This window comes from Stenotrophomonas sp. 21LCFQ19 (genome assembly GCF_056861425.1).
Genome location: NZ_JBSPUF010000008.1, coordinates 114,951 through 135,920, shown reverse-complemented (window position 1 = coordinate 135,920; position 20,970 = coordinate 114,951). Strand labels below are relative to the sequence as shown.

Below are 20,970 nucleotides of genomic sequence, written 5' to 3'. Positions count from 1 at the left end.
TTGTTCAGGAGACGACGTCGGCGCTGATGCGTCGACGGTCGGCAAGCGGTAAGGGGTGCAGCATCTGCGCGAGGGTGACGCCGCGCAGGGCATCGGAAACCACGTCATTGATCAGCCGCCAGTTCGAGCGCACACCGCACTGCCCGGCAAGGCCGCACTGGCTCTGCTCCTGGCTGCATTCGGTGATGGCCAGCGGACCTTCCATTGCTTCCAGGATCTCGATCAGGGTGATCTCGGAGGCTGGGCGGGTCAGCCGGTAACCGCCATGCACGCCGCGCAGGCCTTCGACCAGACCGGCCTGGGCCAGTGGCTTGAGCAGCTTGCTGACGGTGGGCGGCTCCAGTCCGGCGGCTTCAGCCAGATCGGTCGCGCTCAACACTTCGGCCGGCCGTGCGGCAAGCACGGTCAGGACGACGGTGGCGTAATCGGTGAGCTTGGTGACGCGGAGCATTGCGGGAGCGGGGTATCAATGTGGACCAAAATTGTACGCTTTCTGGTCCGAGGGGCCAAGTTTTGCCGTTCAGCTCCCAGAAGCCCCCGGCCAATCAGGGGACTGCAGCTGTTTCCTCTCCCCTTGTGGGAGAGGATGCCGAAGGCAGGAGAGGGGGCGGCGCAGCCGCTGCTTCGTGCTTTCGCTTTGCCGGGAAGCAACAGCAGGCCAGAGACCACGCAGCGCCACACTCTTGCCAATCCCCAATCCCCAATCCCCAATCCCCAATCCCCAATCCCAGCCCTTGGGTTGTAAAGCCCGATGGGCGAGAATCACCGCCTCACTCAAGTTCCGGCCATGTACATGCCCAAGAAGATCCAGGCACGCAAATCCTCCATCCACGGCAATGGCGTGTTCGCCGTGGCCGATCTCAAGAAGGGCGAGCGCGTCATCGAGTACAAGGGCAAGCATCGTACCCATGCCGAAGTGGATGCGGATGATGCCGGCGATGTGGAATCCGGCCACACGTTCCTGTTCACCCTGAACGACGATTACGTCATCGATGCCAACTACAAGGGCAACGACGCACGCTGGATCAACCACAGCTGCGATCCCAACTGCGAGGCGATGATCGAAGAAGCAGAAGGTGATGACCGCACCGCCGACAAGGTGTTCATCGAAGCCATCCGCGATATCAAGCCGGGCGAAGAGCTGACCTACAACTACGGCATCACCCTGGCCGAGCGCCACACCCTGCGCCTGAAGAAAATCTGGGAATGCCGTTGCGGCTCGCCCAAGTGCACCGGCACGATGCTGCAGCCGAAGCGCTGAAGAGCGCCCGCTGGTTTTGTGGGAGCGGCGTAAGCCGCGAAGCTACTGCCAGTTCAGTTGCTGGCACTAATTGTCGAAACGGCTCTGTTGGGGGAGGGCTCGGCTTCGAAGCGGATGCATCGCCGGCTTCGCGGCTTACGCCGCTCCCACAAGCAGATCAAAATGAAAGAGGCCGCAATCGCGGCCTCTTTCGTTTCTACAGCTGTCCGGCTCAGTTGCCCAGCAATCCCTGCGGCACGAAGCTGCCCAGGTTCTGGTTGAAGTCCACGGCGATGCGGCCGTTCTGGATGCCTACCGACTTCACCTGCAGTACGCCCATGACCTTGGCGATGGCCGGGTCGATCTTGTAGATCGGCTCGCGGCGGGCGTAGTCGGCCAGCCAGCTATTGAGCAGGCTGCGGGTGCTTGAATCCAGCTCGCCGCCACCGGCGCTGGGGCGGAAGCCATCAACGGTGGGCTGGTCCAGATGGAAGCCCTGGGTCTGTGCGTCGTAGCGCAGGCCGCTGCTGATCTGTACATCGCCCACCGGCATCGACGAACCGCCTGCGGCCATGGCCAGGTTGAAGCCCAGATCCAGGCGGCTGCCCTGCGGCAAGGTCAGTCGCGGCTGGCTGACGGTCAGTGCCAGCAGACCGCCAAGCGCCTTCTGCGTGCGCGGGAAGCTGCCGTCCAGGTACTGCTGCACGTCGGCGGCACCCACAGTCAATTGCTTGCCGTTGACCTGCGGTGCGGCATGGGCGCTGCCGGCGATGGCGATCAAGGCGATGCAGGGGAGGAGCAGGGAACGCAGGTTCATCGGGCGCACTCGGTGATGGCGGCTGGTTGGACTAGCAAGATAACCGGATCGGGTGAACGGTCAGTTAGCAGACCGGATTCAATCGGGCGCACGTATCGCCGGTTGATCTCCCTGTCATTGAGACCGATGAGCGGGCTGTTTCGATGTCAGCGCGCGGAGCACTGCTGTGCGGTCCCGTTGATCAGCCGGACGCCGCTGCGGCGACGATGCTGGGAACTGCCGGGTGCAAGCTTTACGGCCAGCGACTTATTCCAGCGGTTTCTGCAGCTGCTTGAGCTTGTGCAGCAACTGGCCGAGCTCCGGCTGCAGGGCGCTCAACAGGCTGTCGGGCTTGCCTGCCGATTCGGCCAGTGTTTCCAGCAGGCCGGTGACAACAACGACGCCGGCGTCCTCATTGCAGGACAGTCGACGCTGGCCTTGCGCGGATTCCAGCTGGCGCATCCAGTTGTATTGGCTGCGCTGTTCGAACTCGATCGAGCAGCGGCCGCTGCACTGCTGGCCGTCGGTCTCGATCGGAGTGACGGAGATTCGGTAGCGATGCTTGCTGATGGACATGGTGGACTGCGTGGGGAAGCGGTGGGAGTGGCCACCATAGGCCGGTGCTGGCGCAGGTACGAGGCGTTGGACCATGACGCTGTGTTCCAGCGTTTTCCCGATGCCACCGGCAGAACGCTGCGGGCCATGGGAACGTTTTCCACCACACCAAAAGCCCAAAAAAAACGGGACGGCAGGGCCGTCCCGTTTCTTCGCCAAGGGGCGCGCTGATTACAGCGCAGCGTCCTTGAGCTTCTTGAGCGGACGCACCTTGAGCTTGGTGGTGGCCGGCTTGGCGGCAAACCACTGCTCTTCCTTGGTGAACGGGTTGATGCCCTTGCGCTTCGGCTTGGCAGCAACGCTCACGGTGGAGATCTTCAGCAGGCCCGGCAGGGTGAAGGAGCCAGCGCCCTTCTTGTTGACCGAGGCGGCGACGGCGCCTTCCAGGGCGGCGAACACAGCGCGCACGTCCTTGGCAGCAACCGAGGTGGCTTCAGCGATGTGGGCGACCAGACCGGACTTGGTCAGTGCTTCCTTGATCGGCTTCGGTGCGGCCGGCTTGGCGGCAGCCTTGGTTGCAGCCTTCGTGGCTACTTTCTTCACTGCCTTCTTCGGGGCAGCCTTTTTAGCGGTCTTTGCCATGATTTCCTGTTCCGTGAACGGTTGGTTGTTGGTCGTGCCGACCCCGTCGGCAAGCGAAATGTAGGGCATGAATTGCGTGACGCCAATAGGTAATCGAAGAAAAAGCCCATAAAAATTGCTTCCGGGCGTATTTGGACAACAAATCAGTGCCGCAAGGCACGCAAAAACAGGGCGGGGCTGCGATCAGCCACGGTGTTGCCCCAGGTCTTCGGGCACGCCGTTGCGCCTGCAGCTGCACCGCACAAACTGCTAACGCGATGTGGGCTAGGCTGGCTGCGTCATCCACCACGAGGAGTTCGACCATGGGTATTTCGCGTCACGCCACCGCACGCTGGGAAGGTGATCTGAAGACTGGGCAGGGCCGCTTGAGCACGCCGCAGAGCGGCTTGATGGAGAACACGCGCTACGCCTTCAACAGCCGCTTCGGCGATGAGAAGGGCACCAACCCCGAGGAGTTGATCGCCGCCGCGCATGCCGGCTGCTTCACCATGGCGCTGTCGGCCAAGCTCAGCGAGGCCGGCTTCCCGCCGACCTCGTTGGACACCCGTGCCGATGTCGACCTGTCGATGGAGGGAGGCCCGCAGCTGTCGCAGATCCGGCTGAAGGTAAAAGCGGTGGTGCCGGGCCTGGACGAGACCCGGTTCCGCGCAATTGCCGATGACGCCAAGCAGAACTGTCCGGTATCCAAGGCACTGAGTGCGGTTCCGATCAGCCTGGATACCGAGTTTTCGGCCTGACCTGGCGCTGGCCCGGCGAGCGTTCAGCGCTGGCCGGGCCGGTTCAGGGTCGTTTCACCCGTCGCGCCTGAGCATCGCTCATCCCTTGTTCCTCATTCCTGCCGGAGTGGTTGCTGCCATGAGTCGCTCGCTAGCTGTTGCCGCTGTCCTTGTTGCCGGTGGTCTGGTCGCCTTCCAGGCGTCCGCACAGCGCTACGACGACGGTCAATACCGCCCCAACGCTTCTTACGATGATGGCCAGTACCGGCCGGACCCGCGCTATGACGACGGCCGGTATCGCAGCGGGAGCAGCGACACCAATGGCCCGGTGTACGACTACGCGCGGGTGGTGCGGGTGGATCCGGTCATCGTCAACGGCGATCAGGGACGCAGTGAGCGCTGCTATCAGCGCAACGATGGCGGTTATGTGGATAACAACAATGGTTATCAGGCCGGTGGCTACGGCAACAACAGCTACGGCAACAACGGCTATCGGAATGATGGCTACGACCAGCGTGGCTACGACAACGGCCAGTACCGGCAGGGCAACGAAAGCGGTCGCCAGTGGGCGACGGTGATCGGTGGCCTGGCCGGTGCGGTGATCGGCAGCCGCATCGGTGGTGGCGATGGCCGCTACCTGGGCACCGCGGTCGGCACCATTGCCGGCGGCGCTGCCGGTCGCGCGATCTACGAAGCCAGCAACCGGCCGACCTACCAGCGCGGTGACGTGCGGGTCTGTGAGCCCAGTGGCTATGGCAGCGAGAGCGAGCGGGTGGATGGCTACGACGTCACCTACGAATACGCTGGCCGCCAATACCGCACCCATCGCGACTACCACCCCGGCGAACAGATCCGCGTCCGCGTCGATGTAAGCGCCGACTGAGCGCAGCGGGCGTTTCTGCCCGGCTGAGGTGCAGGGCACGGTTTGTCAGGCTGGGCCGATGACGGCATAGTCCACGCATTCCGTTGTGGAGCGTGCCTGATGCGTCGTCTTGCCTGTGTCGCCCTGTTGCTTCCCTGTCTGCATGCGCTCCCGGCCCAGGCCGAGGTCAAGCTGCTGGTCGCCGATACCATCCGCACCGGCGACCCGGCACAGCCGGTGGTCGGTGCCATCGCCTGGGAAAGTGACAGCGGCAAGGTACTGGACGTGGGCAGCGCCGATGCACTGCTGCAGTTGTACCCGCAGGCACCGCGCATTGACGTGGGCGACGCGACCGTGGTGCCGGGCCTGATCGATGCCCATGCGCACATCATGGGCCTGGGCAATACCCTGATGCAGGCCGATCTCACCGGCGCAGGCAATCGCGGCGAAGTGCTGGAACGGCTGCAGGCCTTCGAGAAGACGCTGGCGCCCGGCGAGTGGCTGCTGGGCCGAGGCTGGGACCAGAACCGCTGGGACAACACCGATTTCCCAACCACCGCCGATCTGGATGCAGCATTCCCGCAGCGGCCGGTCTATCTGGAGCGTATCGACGGCCATGCCGGCTGGGTCAACAGCGCCGCCATCCACCTTGCCGAGAAAGCTGGGAAATCGCTATCCGGAGACTGGCAGCCGGAGGGCGGGCGCATCCTGCGCGATGCTGCTGGCAAGCCGAGTGGCGTGCTGGTCGATGGTGCGGCGTCGCTGGTCTATTCGCAGATTCCGGCACTGGATGACGCTTCGCGTGAAAAGCGCCTGCAGGCTGCGCTGCAGGCGGCGGTCAGCAATGGTCTGACCGGTGTGCATGACATGGGCGTGTCGCGCGAGGATCTGGCGCTGATGAAGCGTCTGGCCGACCAGGGCAAGCTGCCGTTGCGCATCGACGCCTATGCCGATGGCAACAACGAAGCGCTGGAGGACCTGTGCAAGACCGGCCTGTACGCCCATCCCGGCGGTCGCCTGCAGATGCGCGGGGTCAAGCTGTACATGGATGGCGCGTTGGGCAGCCGCGGTGCGGCCCTGCTGACCGCTTACAGTGACGACCCGCATAACCACGGCCTGCTGATGACCTCGCCGGAGGAGTTCGAAGTCGCCGTGCGCAAGGCCGACGGCTGCAAGGTGCAGGTCGCCACCCATGCGATCGGTGATCGCGGCAATCGCATCGTGCTGGATACCTACGAGAAGGTGCTGGGCACCCACAAGGACGCCGATCACCGCTGGCGCATCGAACACTCGCAGGTTGTGTCGCTGCAGGACATCCCGCGTTTCGCCAAGCTCGGCGTGATCGCCTCGATGCAGCCGACCCACGCCACCTCGGACATGGGCTGGGCCGAGCAGCGGGTTGGGCCGGAACGCATCCTCGGTGCCTATGCCTGGCAGCGCTTCCTGCACAGCGGCGCGCGTGTGGCCCTGGGCTCTGATTTCCCGGTGGAGCAGGTTGACCCGCGTCTGGGCCTGTACGCAGCGGTGACCCGTCAGGACCGCGACGGCCAGCCGCCAGGTGGCTGGCAGCCCGAGCAGCGCCTGACTGCCGCCGAAGCGCTGCGCGGCTTCACCAGCGATGCGGCATGGGCTGGCCATGACGAAGCCCAGGTCGGCACGCTGCAGCGTGGCCTGCGAGCCGACTTCGTGGTGCTGGATCGTGACCCGTTGAAAGTCGCTGCCGACCAGCTTGATGACCTGAAGGTGCTGTCGACGTGGGTGGATGGCGAGCCGGTTTACAGGGCGGTTACGCCGGAGGGATGAAGCCCTTGCGGCTTCGGTAGTGCTTTCCACTTGATCGTTGAGTCACCTGAAAACCGATGCCAAACCCTTGGCATCGGTTTTCTTCTTTTTGTGGGAGCGGCGTCAGCCGCGAAGCTCGCGATCCATGCGATTGCGGGCTTGTTGGTAACTTCATTGCTGCCAGCTTCGCGGCTTACGCCGCTCCTACAAACCCCCCTGTCGCGAGCTCGACTTCAGCCGCCGGCTGGGTTCGCCGCCAGGTCATGCAGGCTGCGCAGCTTCTTCTTGTTGATCTTGCCGACGCTGGTGCGCTCTATCGAATCCACGAAGCTGACGCGGTCGGGGATGGCGTAGCGGGAGATGTCGCCGGCGCGGCTGCGGGCGGCGACCAGCTCGATGATCTCGGCTTCGGTAACCGTGCTGCCTGCGTGCCTGACCACCAACGGCAGTGGCCGCTCGCCCCATTTGGCATCGGCAATACCGATCACCGCGACCTCGTTGACCGCCGGGTGCATGGCGATGATGTCTTCCAGCGCGAGTGAGGAAATCCATTCGCCGCCGGTCTTGATCACGTCCTTGATGCGGTCGGTAACGCGCAGGTAGCCGCCGCTGTCGATATTGCCGATGTCGCCGGTATGCAGGTAGCCGCCGGCCCACAGGGTTTCCGAGGCCTCTGGGTTGTGCAGATAGCCTTGGGTCAGCCACGGCGCGCGCACCACCACTTCGCCGGTAGCGATGCCGTCGTGGGCGGCTTCGTTCATCTCTTCATCGACGATGCGCAACTCCACCAGCGGTACCGGAATACCGGCCTTGGTACGCAGCGACAGCTCCTCATCGGTACCAGCCAGGGCATCCACATCGATCTGGGCGAGGGTGAGCAGCGGGCAGGTTTCGGACATGCCGTAGCCGCCGAAGATGTCGATGCCGCGCGCCAAGGCCTGCTGCGCCAAGGCACGCGGCAGTGCGGCGCCGCCGATGATGACTTTCCAGTTGCGCAGATCAGTGTCCGCTGCGGCAGGATCGCCCAGCAGCATATGCAGGATGGTTGGTACGCAATGCGAGAACGTCACTTTCTCGCGCGCGATCAGGTCCAGCAGCTTGCCCGGCAGGTAGCGGCCCGGATACACCTGTTTGATGCCCAGCAGCGTGGCCACGTACGGCATGCCCCAGGCGTGCACATGGAACATCGGCGTGATCGGCATGTAGACATCACCGCGATGCAGCCGGCCCTGGCTGGGCGCGCTGCCCAGCGCCGCCATCGCCGCCAGCGAATGCAGCACCAGTTGCCGATGGCTGAAATAGACACCCTTGGGCAGACCGGTGGTGCCGGTCGTATAGAACATGGTGGCGCGGGTGTTCTCGTCGAAGTCCGGGAAGTCGCGGACCGGCTCGGCGCTGCGCAGACCTGCTTCGTACTCGGTGGCGAAGCCAGCCGGCAGCGGGCCTGCTTCATCGTCCAGCAGCACCCGCGTGCGCAGGTCCGGCAGCTGCTCTTCAATGCTCTCCAGCACCGGCAGGAACTCGCGGTTGGCCAGGATCACCCGTGCGCTGCTGTGATTCAGCGTATAGGCGATCTGCTCCGGGGCCAGGCGGATGTTCACCGTCATCAGCACCGCGCCGATCATCGGAACCGCGAAGTAGCTTTCCAGGTAGCGGTTGCTGTCCCAGTCCATCACTGCCACGGTGTCGCCGGGCTTCACGCCCAGTGACGTCAGCAGGCCAGCCATTTGGCCGATACGCGCCTGCAGCGTGCGGTAGTCGAAGCGGACCCTGTCGCCGTAGACGATTTCCTGATCGGGATTGATCGCCAGCGGTGTGTGCAGCAGCTGCTTGATCAGCAGCGGATAGGCGTAGGCGCTGGATTCGGCGGAATTTGCGTCGGCTGCGAATGACATCTGTATATCCTGGTTGGCAGCGGGTCAGCGGCCGGAAGTTGCGGGAATGGACAGCTGTGAGCGCTGCAACGGTGCTTCCGCACGCGGCGTTGGCTGGATCAAGGCATCCTGCGGCAGGGCGTGTGCTGGATTCTCAAGGTGATCCCACACCTGATCCATTGCCGCAAACATGTAGGGCAGCAGCGGTACATAGCGCTTGCGGTAATCCGGGAAGGCCAGCAGCGAGTCGAAGTGCTGGCCGTTGCTTACCCGCCAATAGGCGATCTGCGCACCAGCCTTGCGTGCGAGCGGTACATAGCGGTCACTGGTCATGCTGATCGGCACCAATCCGTCGTCGGTACCGTGGATGACCACGATTGGCAGGCCGCGACGCGGCGCCTTGGCGGCAGCGTCGGCGATGCCAGCGCGCACGTGCTTGGCATCCGCGCTGTCATCCATGCCGAGTGCACGCAGACAGTTCAAGCCACGCAGCGGATCCTCCGCCGACTGGGCGGCATTGCCGTCCACCAGCGCCACACCACTGCCGGGCGGAATGCCGCTGCCTTCGCTCCACCAGCTTGCGCGCAGCTCGGCGGTCGCAGCAATGGGTTTGCCGTCCGCACCGACAGCAGAGTAGCTGTAGGCGCAGGGGTGTTCGCCCGCGCCGTAGCGGCCATATGCCGATGCATAGGTCACCGCGATTGCGCGCCACAGGTCGAAGCCGGTCGAGAACGCACCGGCGCGTAGCGCGCCATCGCTGAGCCCGGCGTCGGCGAGTTGCTGGCGTGCCGACTGTGCTTGTGCGGCGGTGTCATCGCCTTGCACCAGTCCGGCCGATTTCAGGATGGCACACCGCTGCGTCCATGCTGGTGCTGCCTGTGCCTGCATCGGCGGCTGCGGCAGATCATCCAGCGCAAGCAGGGCGCAGGGCATCAGCAGCGCGGATTGGGTGACGAAGTCGTAGAGCGGCGGCGCGCCAGCCACCGAGACATTCGGCTCGCCCGCGACCATCGCATCGAACCAGTCGCCCTCGATCTCCGCTGCGCGCAGCACCGCGCCGCCACCGTTGGAGACACCTGCGCCCAGCGTGCGGGTATTGGCGGGCGTGAACGGTGCCGATTGCGGGTAGGCGCGGTCCAGTGCCTGCAAGCCGAACTGCAGTGCCTGCAGCAGATGCCGGCCCCAGTCGGCTTCCGGGTTGTCACCGGAATGGGCGTGCTTGAAGGCGATGCCATGCGCCGCTTTGCTATCGGTTGGAGCGAAGGCAAGTGCGCCCTGCGTCGCAGGCGTGCCGTCGGCCTGGAAGCCGCTGCTGGCGTCCAGGTCGTAATAGTCGCTGCCGGTGCCCTTGTCGGTATAGGCGACGGCGCAGCCGTGGGCCAGGCCCCAGCTGCCGGCGACCGAGATCGCGCCGTAGATGCCGCGCGAGCCGGAGGAGGCCGCGGCTACCAGGCAGCGCCGTGCCGGATCGAAGCTGTCCGGAATCTGCACCAGCACGCGATGCGGCTGGCGGGCACCGGGGATGTGGGCATAGGCCGAGAACTCCCGGCCCGGCGCTGCCTGCAGATTGCCGTAGACATCGCCGAAGCCGCCGCCAGGGGTGAGGTCGGCGATGCCGCGCCAGCTGCTCCAGATTGCGCGGCGGCGTGCTTCCACTGCGGTCGGCTGGGCCGGACTGGCGAATGCCGGTGCGGCAGCGGCGCGCAGGCCATCGAGGCCCAGGCCAGCCGTCAGTAGATCATCGCTGCCGCGGTGCTCGGTTTCGCGCCATTGTTCGAACACGGGCGCGGCAGCGGCAGGGCCGGGCGTGGCGGCCTGGGCGACGGAAACGCAGCCCAACAGCGGCAGCGCGGCGCAAAGCAGGGTAACGGGGCGGGGGATGTTCATTGCCCCACACTAGCAAGCCAATGGTTACATGCCAGCGTACCTAGGTACCCGTGCCCGGCCCAAGCTTAATTTGCTAACCTCGCCAGGACATGCCGACCCTGCTTATCGCCGATGATCACCCCTTGTTCCGCGCAGCCTTGCATCGCGCGGCCGAAGAGGCGGTTGATGACCTGCAGATCAGCGAGGCCGATTCGCTGGACAGCGTGCTGGAGGCGATCGAGAGCCAGCAGATCGACCTGATGCTGCTGGACCTGCACATGCCGGGCAACCACGGTCTTGCTGGTCTGGCGACGATCCGCGCCTTGCAGCCGGGGCTGGCGATCATCATCGTCTCGGCCAATGAAGAGCCGCATGTGATCCGCCGCGCCATCGATCTTGGCGCTGCCGGTTACCTGCCCAAGAGCTCGGGGCTGGTGGACCTGCAGCAGGCCTTGCAGACCGTTCTCGATGGCGAGCGCTGGATACCGGCGATGCTGCGCGAAACCGTGGCGCGGGTTGCGCCGTTCAGCAAGGACGCCGATCTGGCCGCGCGTTTGGCCAGCCTGTCCGCGCACCAGTACAAGGTACTGAGTCTGGTGGCCGAAGGCCTGCTCAACAAACAGATTGCCGATCGCCTCGGCGTGCAGCTGCGCACGATCAAGGCGCATATGACCCGCATCATGGGCCGGCTCGGCGTGCGCAACCGCGCGCAGGCGATCCGTGTACTGCACGAGATGGGTCTGAACGATCCGTCGCGGCAGATTGAAGAGACGCAGGACGCCTGATCCACGACGTGGTTGCTGGTCGAACAGCGGTCCCGGCGTTGTCTGCTTCGGGTCAGGTCGCAACTGTGCTGCGCGTAGCCAGTAGATGATTGATGGCCCAGCGCAGCGCCAGCGGCTTGAACGGCTTGTTCAATAGTGACAGCCCAACTTCGCGCACTGCTTCGCGGGTATCGCTGCCGGTGTCTGCGCTGAGGATCACGGTCGGCCGCTGCCTGCGTGCGCCGTCCAAACGCTTCCACAGCTGGACGCCGGTGTCACCGTCGTCGAGGTGGTAGTCGAACAACCACAGGTCCGCCTCCTGCGCGGATGCACCGATCCCGCTGGCGTCGCTGTACGCACTTACCTCGCAGCCCCACGACAGCAGCAGCTGCCGCATCGCCTGCAGCGCGTCCGTATCGTTGTCGACCACCAGCACGCGGGTGCCCTTGATGGTGCTGGTGCCGCCTGAGGGCGCGTCGTTGCGTGTGGCCGGCGGCGGGCTTGCGCGCTCCACCGTGATGGAGAACGCCGAGCCGCGATTGACCAGGCTGTGCAGGCCCAGCGGTGCATGCAGCAGGTCGGCGATGCGGTGCGCGATCGCGAGGCCAAGGCCGAGCCCTTGGCCATTGCTGCGATCACCGCGATGGAATTCCTCGAAAACGACGCTCTGCTGCTCCGGGGTGATGCCGGGGCCGCTGTCGTGGACGCCGATGGTCAGCGTGTCGCCGTGGCGACGCACGCCGAGCAGCACGCCGCCGCTACGCGTATAACGGATGGCGTTGGCGAGGAAATTCTGCAGCACGCGGCGCAGCAGCAGCGGATCGCTGTGCACCCATACCCGGCTGCGCACGTAGCGGAACTGCAGGCCGCGCGCGGCTGCCAGCACGGCGAATTCCTGAGCCAAGGGATCAAGTACGGTCGACAAGGCGAACGGCCGTGGATCGGCGACCAGTCCACCCGCTTCCAGTCGCGATATATCCAGCAAGCCCGACAGCAGGTCGTCGGTCGAGTCCAATGCGCCGCGGATCTGGCGCAGGAAGCTGTCCAGGAACTCCGATTCGATGTGCTGTGACATCGCATCGGTGAGCAGCTGCGCGGCGTGCAACGGCTGGATCAGGTCGTGGCCGACCGCGGTCAGGAAGCGCGTCTTGGCCACGTTCGCACGCTCGGCTTCGTGCACGGCCTGTTCCAGGCGAGCGGTGCGGTCCTGCACGCGCAGCTCCAGGGTCTCATTGCTGCGCTTGAGCGCGTCCTCGGCCATGCGGAAGGCGGTGACATCGGTGAAAGTGGCGACGTAGCCGCCGCCGGGCATCGGGTTGCCGCGGATTTCGACGATGGTGTTGTCAGGGAAGATGCGTTCGGACAGATGCGGCGTGCCACGGCGCATATGCGCGATGCGACGGTTCAGCGCCTTGCCGACGTTGTCACCCGGGGCCTCGCCGATCTTCAGTTCGCCCAAGGCCCAAGCAGTGAGATTGGCGACCGGCTGCCCGACCTGCAGCAGTTCGGGCGGAAATTTGAACAGCGCGGCATAACGGCTGTTCCACGCCACCAGCTGCAGCTGGGCATCGACCACGCTGATGCCCTGGCTCATGTTTTCCAACGCGGCTTCCAGCAGCCGCTGGTTGAAACGCAGTGCCTGCGTCGCTTCACCGACGGCGCGGGTGACCGCATCCAGTGGCGCGGCGCCGCCGTCACGTGCTGCCTCGACCAACAGCCGCGCCATGCCTGCGCCGACCACGGCGGTCAGCTCGCGCTCGATCGCGGTGACGCGGTCGTCATCCAGCATCTGTCCGGCATGCCCATCCATCAATTGCCGCGCCCGTTCCGGCCCGAGGAAGCGGCCGGCGGTCTTGCGCATGGATGCCGCGGCCACGGCGTCCTTCTGCAGTGGCAACGATGGGCGGATCGCGCGTGACACCAGTGCAACGGTGACCAGGTTGACCGCCAGGCTGGCGCCCATGCTGATGGCGATATGGCCGGGCTGCATGCGCAGCGAGAACAGCGCCAGCCAGTGCAATCCTTCGCCGCCGGTTGTTGGATCGGGTGCCGGGATCACCATCGGCAGCAACACCAGCCACAGCCAGACCAGCGAGCCCAGCACGATGCCGGCCATGATCGCAGGCGAGGGCGTGCGCGGCCGGTACACCGCCAGCAGCACCGCCGGCGCCAGCTGCGACAGGGCGGTGAATGACATCAGGCCGAAATCGCTGAGCGCCTCGGTGCCGCTCATGGCGCGGCTGTACAGCCACGACATCAGGAATACGGCGAGGATGCCGGCGCGGCGGAATGCCAGCACGCGCGGGCGCAGGTCGGCGCCGGCATCGTTGCCGCCGCTCGTCATGCCGCCCAGCAGGTGCGAGCCAAAGCCATGGTTGCCGAGCATGATCGACAGGGTCAGGCCGGACAGGATCATCATCCCGGTGGCCGCGCTCAGGCTGCCCAGGTAGGCGAGCAGCGCCAGCACGTGGTGGCCGCGTTCCTGCGGCAAGGCCAGTACGTAGAGGTCCGGCGATACCGACGCTGGCAGTTGCGCGGCGCCGGACAAGGCCATCGGCACCGACGGCAGGCCGATCAACAGCAGGTAGAGCGGGAACAGCCAGCGTGCGGTCTTCAGGTCCGAGGACTGGCGCAGCTCGACCACGCCGACATGGAACTGATGGGGCAAGGTGAACGCCGCCATCGCGCCCAGCGCGACCATGGTCAGGAAGTCGGGGATCACCGCCGGCGGTGGCAGGTGCGCCATCTTTTCCAGCAAGGGCGTGCCGGTGCGATGCACCGAGATTGCCGCATACAGGCCAATCGCCAGCAGCGCCGCCAACTTCAGCAGCGACTCCAGCCCCAGCGCGACCACGATGCCGCGGTTGTGTTCGGTGGCCGAGGCCTTGCGCGCGCCGAACAGCATGGTGAATGCCGCCATCGTCAGTGCGAACCAGAACGACATGTCCAGTTGCCAGCCGTTGGCGGCGAACTGGTTACCGAGCAGTGCACTGAGTCCCTGGCTCACCGCCTTAAGCTGCAGCGCGATATAGGGAATGATGCCGAACAGCGCGACCAGGGTGATGGTCACACCAAGGCCCTGGTCGGTGCGCAGCCGTGCAACCACCAGGTCGGCGATGGTGGCGCTGTTGTGCTGTTTGGCCAGCCTGCCCAGGCGCGCGAGGAAGGGCAGGCCGAAGGCGAAGATCAGCGCCATGCCGATCAAGGTGGGCGGGATCGGGAAGCCCCATTGCACGCCCTGCGAAGCAGCTCCGTAATACGTCCACGCAGTGCAGTGCACGGCCAGTGACAGCGCATAGATGGCTGGCCAGATCCTGCCAAGGCGGTGACCCTGGCGCTCGCCCCACAGGGCAACGCCGAACAGCAGCACGGTCCACGCGATGCAGGCGAACAGGACGATGGAGGGCGTCAACATCGCTCCAGTGTAGAGAGAACCGTGGCCGGCGTGCTGGATGCCGGCCGGCTGCTTGCCATGCAGGTAGGCGTCAGGACGCGATCACGATCAGTGACAGCTGCTCGGCGGCCAGTGCCACCTCGCCGCCGGGCTGAAGTTCCACGCTCTTGTGCTGGGTCAGCAGCCATTGCCCAGGCTGGCGCGGCTCCAGTGAGACCAGGCGTGAGCGCACCCGGATATCGGCGCCGCTGGGCACCGGCGCCAGAAAGCGCACCTTGTTCAAACCGTAGTTCAGTACGTGGGCGATGCCGGGAAAGCCGACCAGCGCCGCAACGTCCTCCTCGACGGTGAGCGAGAGCAGCAGGAAGCCATGCGCGATGGTCGTCCCGCCCGGCAAACCTGCCTGCGCACGGGCCGGATCGACGTGGATCCAGTTGTGGTCACCGGTGGCCTCGGCGAAGGCATCGATGCGCGCCTGCGCGATGTGGGTGGGCTTGCCAAGGCGTTCGGCTGCGGCCCATTGCTGCAGTGCCTGCAGGGCTTCCGGCAATTCGCTGGTCGTGTCACCGGCGCTCATTGCAGGCGTCCAAGCAGGGCCAGGATCGCATCACGCGCCTCGGGCTCGGACAAGGTCGGTGCGTGACCAACATCCGGCACGACGACCAGGCTGGCGTTCGGCGACGTAGCCGCCATCTGCTGGGCAACATCGGCAGGCAGGATATCGGACAGTGCACCACGCACCACCAGCACCGGCACCCGTGAGGTCAGTCCGCGCACCGCGCGCCACAACACCGGCCGCAACAGCCACAGCACCCACGGTCGGGTGGTGCGGATGATGGCCGGGTCATAGTCCAGTTCCAGCAGGCCGTCGTCGCGCTGGCGGAAGCTGCGCGAGGCCATCGCCCGCCAGTCTTCGGCGGTGAAGCGCGGGAAGGATGCCTTGCCGATGGATTCGGCGTAGGCAGCTGCCTGGTCCAGATCCATCGGTGGCAGCGGCTTGCCGGCATACTTGCCGATCCGCGCCAGGGCTTCGCGTGGCACCTTGGGGCCGGCGTCGTTGAGCACCGCCGCTGCGATCAGCTCCGGTGCGCGCGAGGCGAGAGTGATGGTGACCAGCACACCCAGCGAGGTGCCGACGAACACTGCCTTGGCGATGTTCTGCGAACGCAGCAGCGCCACCATGTCGTCGGCGTAGGTGCGCGGGTTGTAGCTGCTTGGGTCGGGCGCACGTGGCGAACCCGCACGGCCACGCAGGTCGACCGCAAGCACGCGCCAGCCGACCGCGGTCAGCGTTTCGGCCAGTGCGTCGAAGTCAGCGGCATTGCGAGTCAGGCCGGGAATGCAGACCACCGTGCCGCGGGGCGATAGCCCCGCGGCCGGTGCATGGTCGCGCGCGTGCAGGCGCAGGCCATCATTGCTGCTCCAGTACAGATCATCGTAAGACTGGGTCATGCAGGTGTTTCCTAGAAATCGTAGCGGACGCTGAGGCTGTACTGGCGCGGCGGGCCATAGAAGCCGATCAGGGTGCCGACTGCCGGGATGTTGTAACCGGTGGTGCGGTATTCCTTGTCGGCCAGGTTGGTGCCCTGCAGCGAGAAGGTCCAGGCGTCATTGAGCTTCCAGATCACGCCGGCATTGACCAGCCCGTAGCCATCCTGGCGGATCACCGGGCTCAGGTCGGTGGTCGGCCACACTTCGCTCTGGTAGCTGTAACCCACGCGTGCGGACAGGTTGCTGCCATTGGCCAGCTCGGTGCGGTATTCCACGTTCAGTGCACCCGAGAAATCCGGCGCGTTGGTGAACTTCATCTGCTTGGCGACGTTGACGCCACGGTCCATGTACTCGTCGTACTTGGTGTCCAGCCAGGCCAGGTTGCCGGAGATCAGCCAGTGCGCGGTGGGCAGGTACTGGTATTCGATTTCCAGGCCGTTGACGGTGCCCTTGCCGGCATTGGTGAAGTCGCCGAAGAAGGCATCGTTGACGCCGTCGCCATTGGTGTCGATGCCGGTGAACACCGACAGCTGGATGTCCTTGTACTTGTTGTGGAAGGCCGACAGGTTCAGGAACAGGCGCGAGTCGAGGAAGCCCATTTTGCTGCCAATTTCAAAGCTGTCGACGGTCTCGTCATCGAACGGCTCGGCCGAGCGCGGCACCGCTACGGCGTTGGCGCGGATGTTGTAGCCGCCGGACTTGAAGCCACGCGTGGCCAGGCCATACACCATGATGTCCGGGGTGATCTGGTAATCCAGCGACACCTTCGGCGAAACGTTCTTGAAATTGGTGGTCTTGTCGAAGTCCGCAGCGACTGCGATCGGGCGGCTGAAGGTCGCGTCGGAGTAGAAGCGGTTCAGCACGACCGCACGCTTGTCCTCGTCGGTGTAGCGGGCGCCGACGTCGAGCTTGAGCTTGTTGGTCAGGTCGAAGGTCCAGTCCGCATACAGCGCGATGCTGTCGGTCAGCACCTTGCCGCGGGTATCGCCGAACTGCAGGTTGAAGAAGTTGTTGCGGATCTGTCCGCCTGCTTCACCACTGAACTGGTACAGGCCAACCACGCCGCGCACGCGGCCGCCGGCGTCGTAGTTCAACTGCAGTTCGTTGCTGACCTGGCTGTCCTCGTAGAAGCCGCCGACGTCGGCCAGCTTGACCGGCGTGGTGTCGAAGTCGATGTTGGAGTGGCTGTCGGATTCGCGCTTGGCGACCACATACTTCAGTGCAATGTCGTCGTTGGGGCGCCAATTGACCGTAGCCGAGGCGCCCTTGGTCTCGACGCTGTTGAGGTTCTGCATGCCCGAGCGGATGTCGTAGCGGTCATCCATCGGCGGGTAGGCCGGGGTGAACGGGTTAGGTGCCAGCATCTTCGAGCCACGCATGCCGGACTGGTCATCAATCCAGTCCAGCGCGAACTGCACGTCGAAGTCGTCGCCTGCATAGGCGCCGAGGTTCAGGCGTGCGGCATTGATCTGTTTGTCGCTGATCGGCTGGCCGGTCAGCGTGTTCTCGCCGAAGCCATCGCGGTTCATGCTGGCCACGGCGATGCGTCCGCGCAGGCCGCTGTCGGCGCCGCCCAGCGGGCCGCCGATGGCCGCCTTGGCATCAAGCTGGTTGTAGTTGCCTGCGGTGACCTGGGCGTAGCCCTCGACCTGCGTGGGCAGGCCGCGCGAGATGTACTTGATCGCGCCACCAATGGTGTTCTTGCCGTACAGCGTGCCCTGCGGGCCGCGCAGTACTTCGATGCGCGAGACGTCGAACACGTCCAGCAACGCACCCTGCGGGCGCGCGATGTAGACGTCGTCCAGGTAGATGCCCACGCCCGGGTCGGCACCCCAGGTGGGATCGGACTGGCCGACGCCGCGGATGTAGGCGGTGACCGTGCTGCTGGCGCCGCGCGCCGCGTAGATGGTCAGGTTGGGTACCTGCGAGTCGAGATCGGCGATGTCCTGCACGTTCAACTTGTCCAGCGCTTCGGAGGTGAAGGCGGTGACCGCGACCGGTACTTCCTGCAGGGTTTCCTCGCGCTTGCGCGCGGTGACGGTAATGCTGTCCAGGTTGGTGGCCGAAGCGGCCTTGCCCTCCGTCGCCGCAGCCGGTTGTGCTTCCTGTGCCAATACCGGCCCGGAGGCCAACAGCGCGCCGATCATCAGGCTCAAACAATTCCGCTTCATTCGGTCCTCCCCAGGCAAGTGCGTTGTAGATGGCCGCATGCCACCCTCGGAGCCAAGGCTAGCGGCGCGGGTGTGCACCAGCGAGTGGACCTAGGTCCAGTCGGCAGCGGCCATCAGATCAGGATACTGGGCGCCTCTCCACTCGGAAGCGCCGTATGTCGTTACTGATCGTACTTGCAGCGCTGGGCTTCCTCATGCTGGTGGCCTACCGCGGTTACAGCGTGATCCTGTTCGCGCCCATTGCCGCACTCGGCGCGGTGCTGCTGACCGACCCGTCGCTGGTGGCACCGATGTTCACCGGCTTGTTCATGGACAAGATGGTCGGCTTCCTGAAGCTGTACTTCCCGGTGTTCCTGCTGGGTGCGGTGTTCGGCAAGCTGATCGAGTTGTCCGGCTTCTCCAAATCGATAGTCGGGGCGGCGATCCGGTTGTTCGGCCCGCAGCGGGCGATGCTGTCGATCGTGCTGGTGTCGGGCCTGCTCACTTACGGTGGCGTGTCGTTGTTCGTGGTGGTGTTCGCGGTCTATCCGTTTGCTGCCGAGATGTTCCGCCAGAGCAATATCCCCAAGCGGCTGATCCCGGCGACGCTGGCGGTGGGCGGTTTCAGCTTCACCATGGATGCGCTGCCGGGTACGCCGCAGATCCAGAACATCATCCCGACCACCTTCTTCGGCACCGACACCTGGGCTGCGCCGGTGCTCGGCGTGCTTGGCAGCATCTTTGTGCTGGCGGTAGGCATGGCCTACCTGGAGTGGCGCCGTCGCGTTGCCGTGCGAAACGGTGAGGGCTATGGCGATCCGGCGACGTTGGTCAACGAGCCGGTGCCGTTTACCGGCACCAACCTGGCGCATGCGGGTATTGCGGTGTTGCCGCTGCTGCTGGTGTTCGTATCGAACAAGTTGTTCACCCTGGGCATTCCGCATTGGTATGGCGCCGAGCACAGCTTCGTGCCGTCCATCCTCGGCAAGTCGGCGCCGGTAGTGCAGGAAGTGCCGAAGATCGCCGCGATCTGGGCAGTGGAGGGGGCGCTGCTGGTGGGCATCCTGTCGGTGATGCTGCTGGCCTGGCGCCCGGTCGTCACCCAGTTTGCCGATGGCACCAAGACCGCGATCAGTGGCGCTTTGCTGGCAGCGATGAACACTGCTTCGGAGTACGGCTTTGGCGCAGTGATCGCGGCGCTGCCCGGTTTCATGGTGGTGGCCAATGCCTTGGGTTCGATCAAGGATCCGCTGCTGCATGAAGCCGTGACGGTCACCGGCCTGGCAGGTGTCACCGGCTCTGCCTCCGGCGGCATGAGCATCGCCCTGGCGGCGATGTCGGAGACCTTCATCGAGAACGCGCAGGCAGCCGGCATTCCGATGGAAGTGCTGCACCGGGTTGCCTCGATGGCCTCCGGCGGCATGGACAGCCTGCCGCATAACGGTGCCGTCATCACCTTGCTGATGGTGACCGGGCTGACCCATCGCCAGGCCTACAAGGACATTTTCGCCGTGACCATCATCAAGACCCTCGCAGTGTTCGTGGTGATCGGCATCTATTACGCCACCGGCTGGGTTTGACGGTGGCGTCGCAACACCCTGGCGGCTGGCCCGCGAGGATTTCCGGTACGACTTCATCCACGACTCACGCATGAGGATCTGGCTATGAAACCTGGAATCGTTTCAATCAAGGCTGTTCTATTGCTGCTGTGCAGCTGGCTGGCGGCGGGCAGTGCGTTCGCGCAAAGCACTGCAGGCCATTGGGATTTCGGTGTGTACGGCAACCTTTTCGGCGCCCGCGAGTACCAGGTGTGGGTGCCGGCGGGCTATGAGGCAAGCAAGCCATTGCCGGTGCTGCTGGTGCTGCACGGCTGCGTCAACGGGCCCAACCTGATGGGCGAGGCCTCCGGCTTCAATGATGTCGCCGATGTCGAGGGCTTCATCGTGGTCTATCCGCGGCAGAACGTTACCTCCAACCCGACGCGCTGCTGGAATTGGCAGTTGCCGATCAACCAGGCACGTGGCAGTGGTGAGGCCTCGATCCTGGCTGGGATCGTCGATGCGGTGAAGGCCGGCTACGCGGTTGATCCGCGCCGGGTCTACGTCACCGGCATCTCTGCCGGCGGCGCGATGACCTCGATCATGCTGGCCTGCTACTCGGATGTGTTCGCTGCCGGTGCCATCCATTCCGGCGGCATGTACAAGGGCGCGACCACCGTATCCGGCAGTGCCTATGCGTTGTTGGCGGGCAGCATCTATTCGCCGGAAAGCAATGGCAAGCTTGCCTGGCAGTGCTCGGGTTCACCGTCGCCGCGCCCGTTGCCGGTGCTGGTGTTCCATGGCAGCGCCGATGCCACGGTCAATCCGGTCAACGGCCAGCAGGCAGTGCGGCAGTTCCTGCAGACCAACGATCTGGCCGATGACGGCGTGGACAATGATTCGGTCAAGTACGTGCCGACCAGCACCGTTGCGGGGCAGGTACCGGGTGGTCGCGCGTACACGGTCAAAAACTACACCTACGGCGGCAAGACCCTGGTCCAGGACTATCTGGTGCATGGCATGGGCCATGCGTGGAGCGGCAGCACCTCCGGCTTGCCGTTCACCGATCCGCAGGGGCCGGATGCAACCCTGATCACCTGGTTGTTCCTGAAAGACCAGCTGCGCTGAGTGCTTGGAACGCGGGAATTGATTGAAGCGTGTCATTGCCAGCGTGGGAGCAATCCGCTCCTGCGCTGGCGTTTGGTTTTCCGGGTTTGTCCGCTGGTAATGCCATCGAATTGCAACCTTGTGCGGTGATGATCTGCGCGCCTCATGCCGCGTCATTGGCCCTGTCCGGGCT

17 protein-coding genes are annotated in these 20,970 nt (G+C 65.0%); 7 read left to right on the top strand and 10 right to left on the bottom strand.

Going from position 1 to position 20,970, the window contains the following annotated elements:
• Positions 1–4: 4 nt before the first annotated feature.
• On the bottom strand, positions 5–451 hold the full coding sequence (locus AC13FW_RS10740; protein WP_057627263.1) for an SUF system Fe-S cluster assembly regulator: 447 nt from the start codon (positions 449–451) through the stop codon (positions 5–7).
• A gap of 342 nt (positions 452–793) precedes the next feature.
• Here AC13FW_RS10740 and AC13FW_RS10735 point away from each other — a divergent pair, with 342 nt between their 5' ends.
• Positions 794–1,261: an SET domain-containing protein gene (locus AC13FW_RS10735; RefSeq protein ID WP_482989047.1), complete on the top strand. Its 468-nt coding sequence runs from the start codon at positions 794–796 to the stop codon at positions 1,259–1,261.
• A gap of 211 nt (positions 1,262–1,472) precedes the next feature.
• Here AC13FW_RS10735 and AC13FW_RS10730 read toward each other — a convergent pair whose 3' ends face one another.
• The 3 genes from AC13FW_RS10730 to AC13FW_RS10720 all read right to left on the bottom strand — a co-directional run bounded on the left by AC13FW_RS10730 (position 1,473) and on the right by AC13FW_RS10720 (position 3,233).
• Positions 1,473–2,057: a YceB family lipoprotein gene (locus tag AC13FW_RS10730; RefSeq protein WP_282272706.1), complete on the bottom strand. Its 585-nt coding sequence runs from the start codon at positions 2,055–2,057 to the stop codon at positions 1,473–1,475.
• A gap of 246 nt (positions 2,058–2,303) precedes the next feature.
• Positions 2,304–2,687 (bottom strand): DUF3861 family protein, encoded by a 384-nt coding sequence (locus AC13FW_RS10725; RefSeq protein ID WP_296251708.1) that lies wholly within the window; start codon positions 2,685–2,687, stop codon positions 2,304–2,306.
• A gap of 135 nt (positions 2,688–2,822) precedes the next feature.
• A complete protein-coding gene (locus AC13FW_RS10720) occupies positions 2,823–3,233 on the bottom strand; it encodes an HU family DNA-binding protein (RefSeq protein ID WP_282272710.1) in 411 nt (136 codons plus the stop codon).
• Positions 3,234–3,535: 302 nt separating this feature from the next.
• On the opposite strand from AC13FW_RS10720, the gene AC13FW_RS10715 reads away from it, so the two are divergent.
• From AC13FW_RS10715 to AC13FW_RS10705, 3 genes are all read left to right on the top strand, one after another.
• Positions 3,536–3,970: an OsmC family protein gene (locus AC13FW_RS10715; RefSeq protein ID WP_282272712.1), complete on the top strand. Its 435-nt coding sequence runs from the start codon at positions 3,536–3,538 to the stop codon at positions 3,968–3,970.
• 118 nt (positions 3,971–4,088) lie between these two features.
• A complete protein-coding gene (locus tag AC13FW_RS10710) occupies positions 4,089–4,832 on the top strand; it encodes a glycine zipper 2TM domain-containing protein (RefSeq protein ID WP_482989046.1) in 744 nt (247 codons plus the stop codon).
• Positions 4,833–4,931: 99 nt separating this feature from the next.
• A complete protein-coding gene (locus AC13FW_RS10705) occupies positions 4,932–6,614 on the top strand; it encodes an amidohydrolase (protein WP_482989045.1) in 1,683 nt (560 codons plus the stop codon).
• Between the two features lie 212 nt (positions 6,615–6,826).
• Here the strand turns inward: AC13FW_RS10705 and AC13FW_RS10700 are convergent, their stop codons facing one another.
• Together AC13FW_RS10700 and AC13FW_RS10695 are read right to left on the bottom strand one after the other, a co-directional pair.
• Positions 6,827–8,488: a fatty acid--CoA ligase gene (locus tag AC13FW_RS10700; RefSeq protein ID WP_482989044.1), complete on the bottom strand. Its 1,662-nt coding sequence runs from the start codon at positions 8,486–8,488 to the stop codon at positions 6,827–6,829.
• A gap of 24 nt (positions 8,489–8,512) precedes the next feature.
• Entirely contained in the window at positions 8,513–10,354 is a 1,842-nt protein-coding gene (locus AC13FW_RS10695; protein WP_482989043.1) for a 3-hydroxybutyrate oligomer hydrolase family protein, read from the bottom strand.
• Between the two features lie 89 nt (positions 10,355–10,443).
• Between AC13FW_RS10695 and AC13FW_RS10690 the strand changes: the two genes are divergently transcribed.
• Entirely contained in the window at positions 10,444–11,118 is a 675-nt protein-coding gene (locus AC13FW_RS10690) for a response regulator transcription factor (RefSeq protein WP_296251694.1), read from the top strand.
• Between the two features lie 52 nt (positions 11,119–11,170).
• On the opposite strand, the gene AC13FW_RS10685 is transcribed toward AC13FW_RS10690, so the two are convergent.
• The 4 genes from AC13FW_RS10685 to AC13FW_RS10670 form a co-directional block, all read right to left on the bottom strand.
• A complete protein-coding gene (locus AC13FW_RS10685; protein ID WP_482989042.1) occupies positions 11,171–14,512 on the bottom strand; it encodes a hybrid sensor histidine kinase/response regulator in 3,342 nt (1,113 codons plus the stop codon).
• Between the two features lie 70 nt (positions 14,513–14,582).
• On the bottom strand, positions 14,583–15,068 hold the full coding sequence (locus AC13FW_RS10680) for a MaoC family dehydratase (RefSeq protein ID WP_482989041.1): 486 nt from the start codon (positions 15,066–15,068) through the stop codon (positions 14,583–14,585).
• A complete protein-coding gene (locus tag AC13FW_RS10675; RefSeq protein ID WP_482989040.1) occupies positions 15,065–15,943 on the bottom strand; it encodes an alpha/beta fold hydrolase in 879 nt (292 codons plus the stop codon). Before AC13FW_RS10675 ends, AC13FW_RS10680 begins: the two co-directional genes overlap by 4 nt.
• Positions 15,944–15,954: 11 nt before the next feature.
• Complete coding sequence (locus AC13FW_RS10670; protein ID WP_482989039.1) at positions 15,955–18,153, bottom strand: TonB-dependent receptor; 2,199 nt, start codon at positions 18,151–18,153, stop codon at positions 15,955–15,957.
• A gap of 155 nt (positions 18,154–18,308) precedes the next feature.
• Between AC13FW_RS10670 and AC13FW_RS10665 the strand changes: the two genes are divergently transcribed.
• Positions 18,309–19,712 (top strand): GntP family permease, encoded by a 1,404-nt coding sequence (locus AC13FW_RS10665; RefSeq protein WP_481539565.1) that lies wholly within the window; start codon positions 18,309–18,311, stop codon positions 19,710–19,712.
• 84 nt (positions 19,713–19,796) lie between these two features.
• Entirely contained in the window at positions 19,797–20,798 is a 1,002-nt protein-coding gene (locus AC13FW_RS10660; protein WP_482989038.1) for an extracellular catalytic domain type 1 short-chain-length polyhydroxyalkanoate depolymerase, read from the top strand.
• The last annotated feature ends 172 nt before the right edge of the window (positions 20,799–20,970 follow it).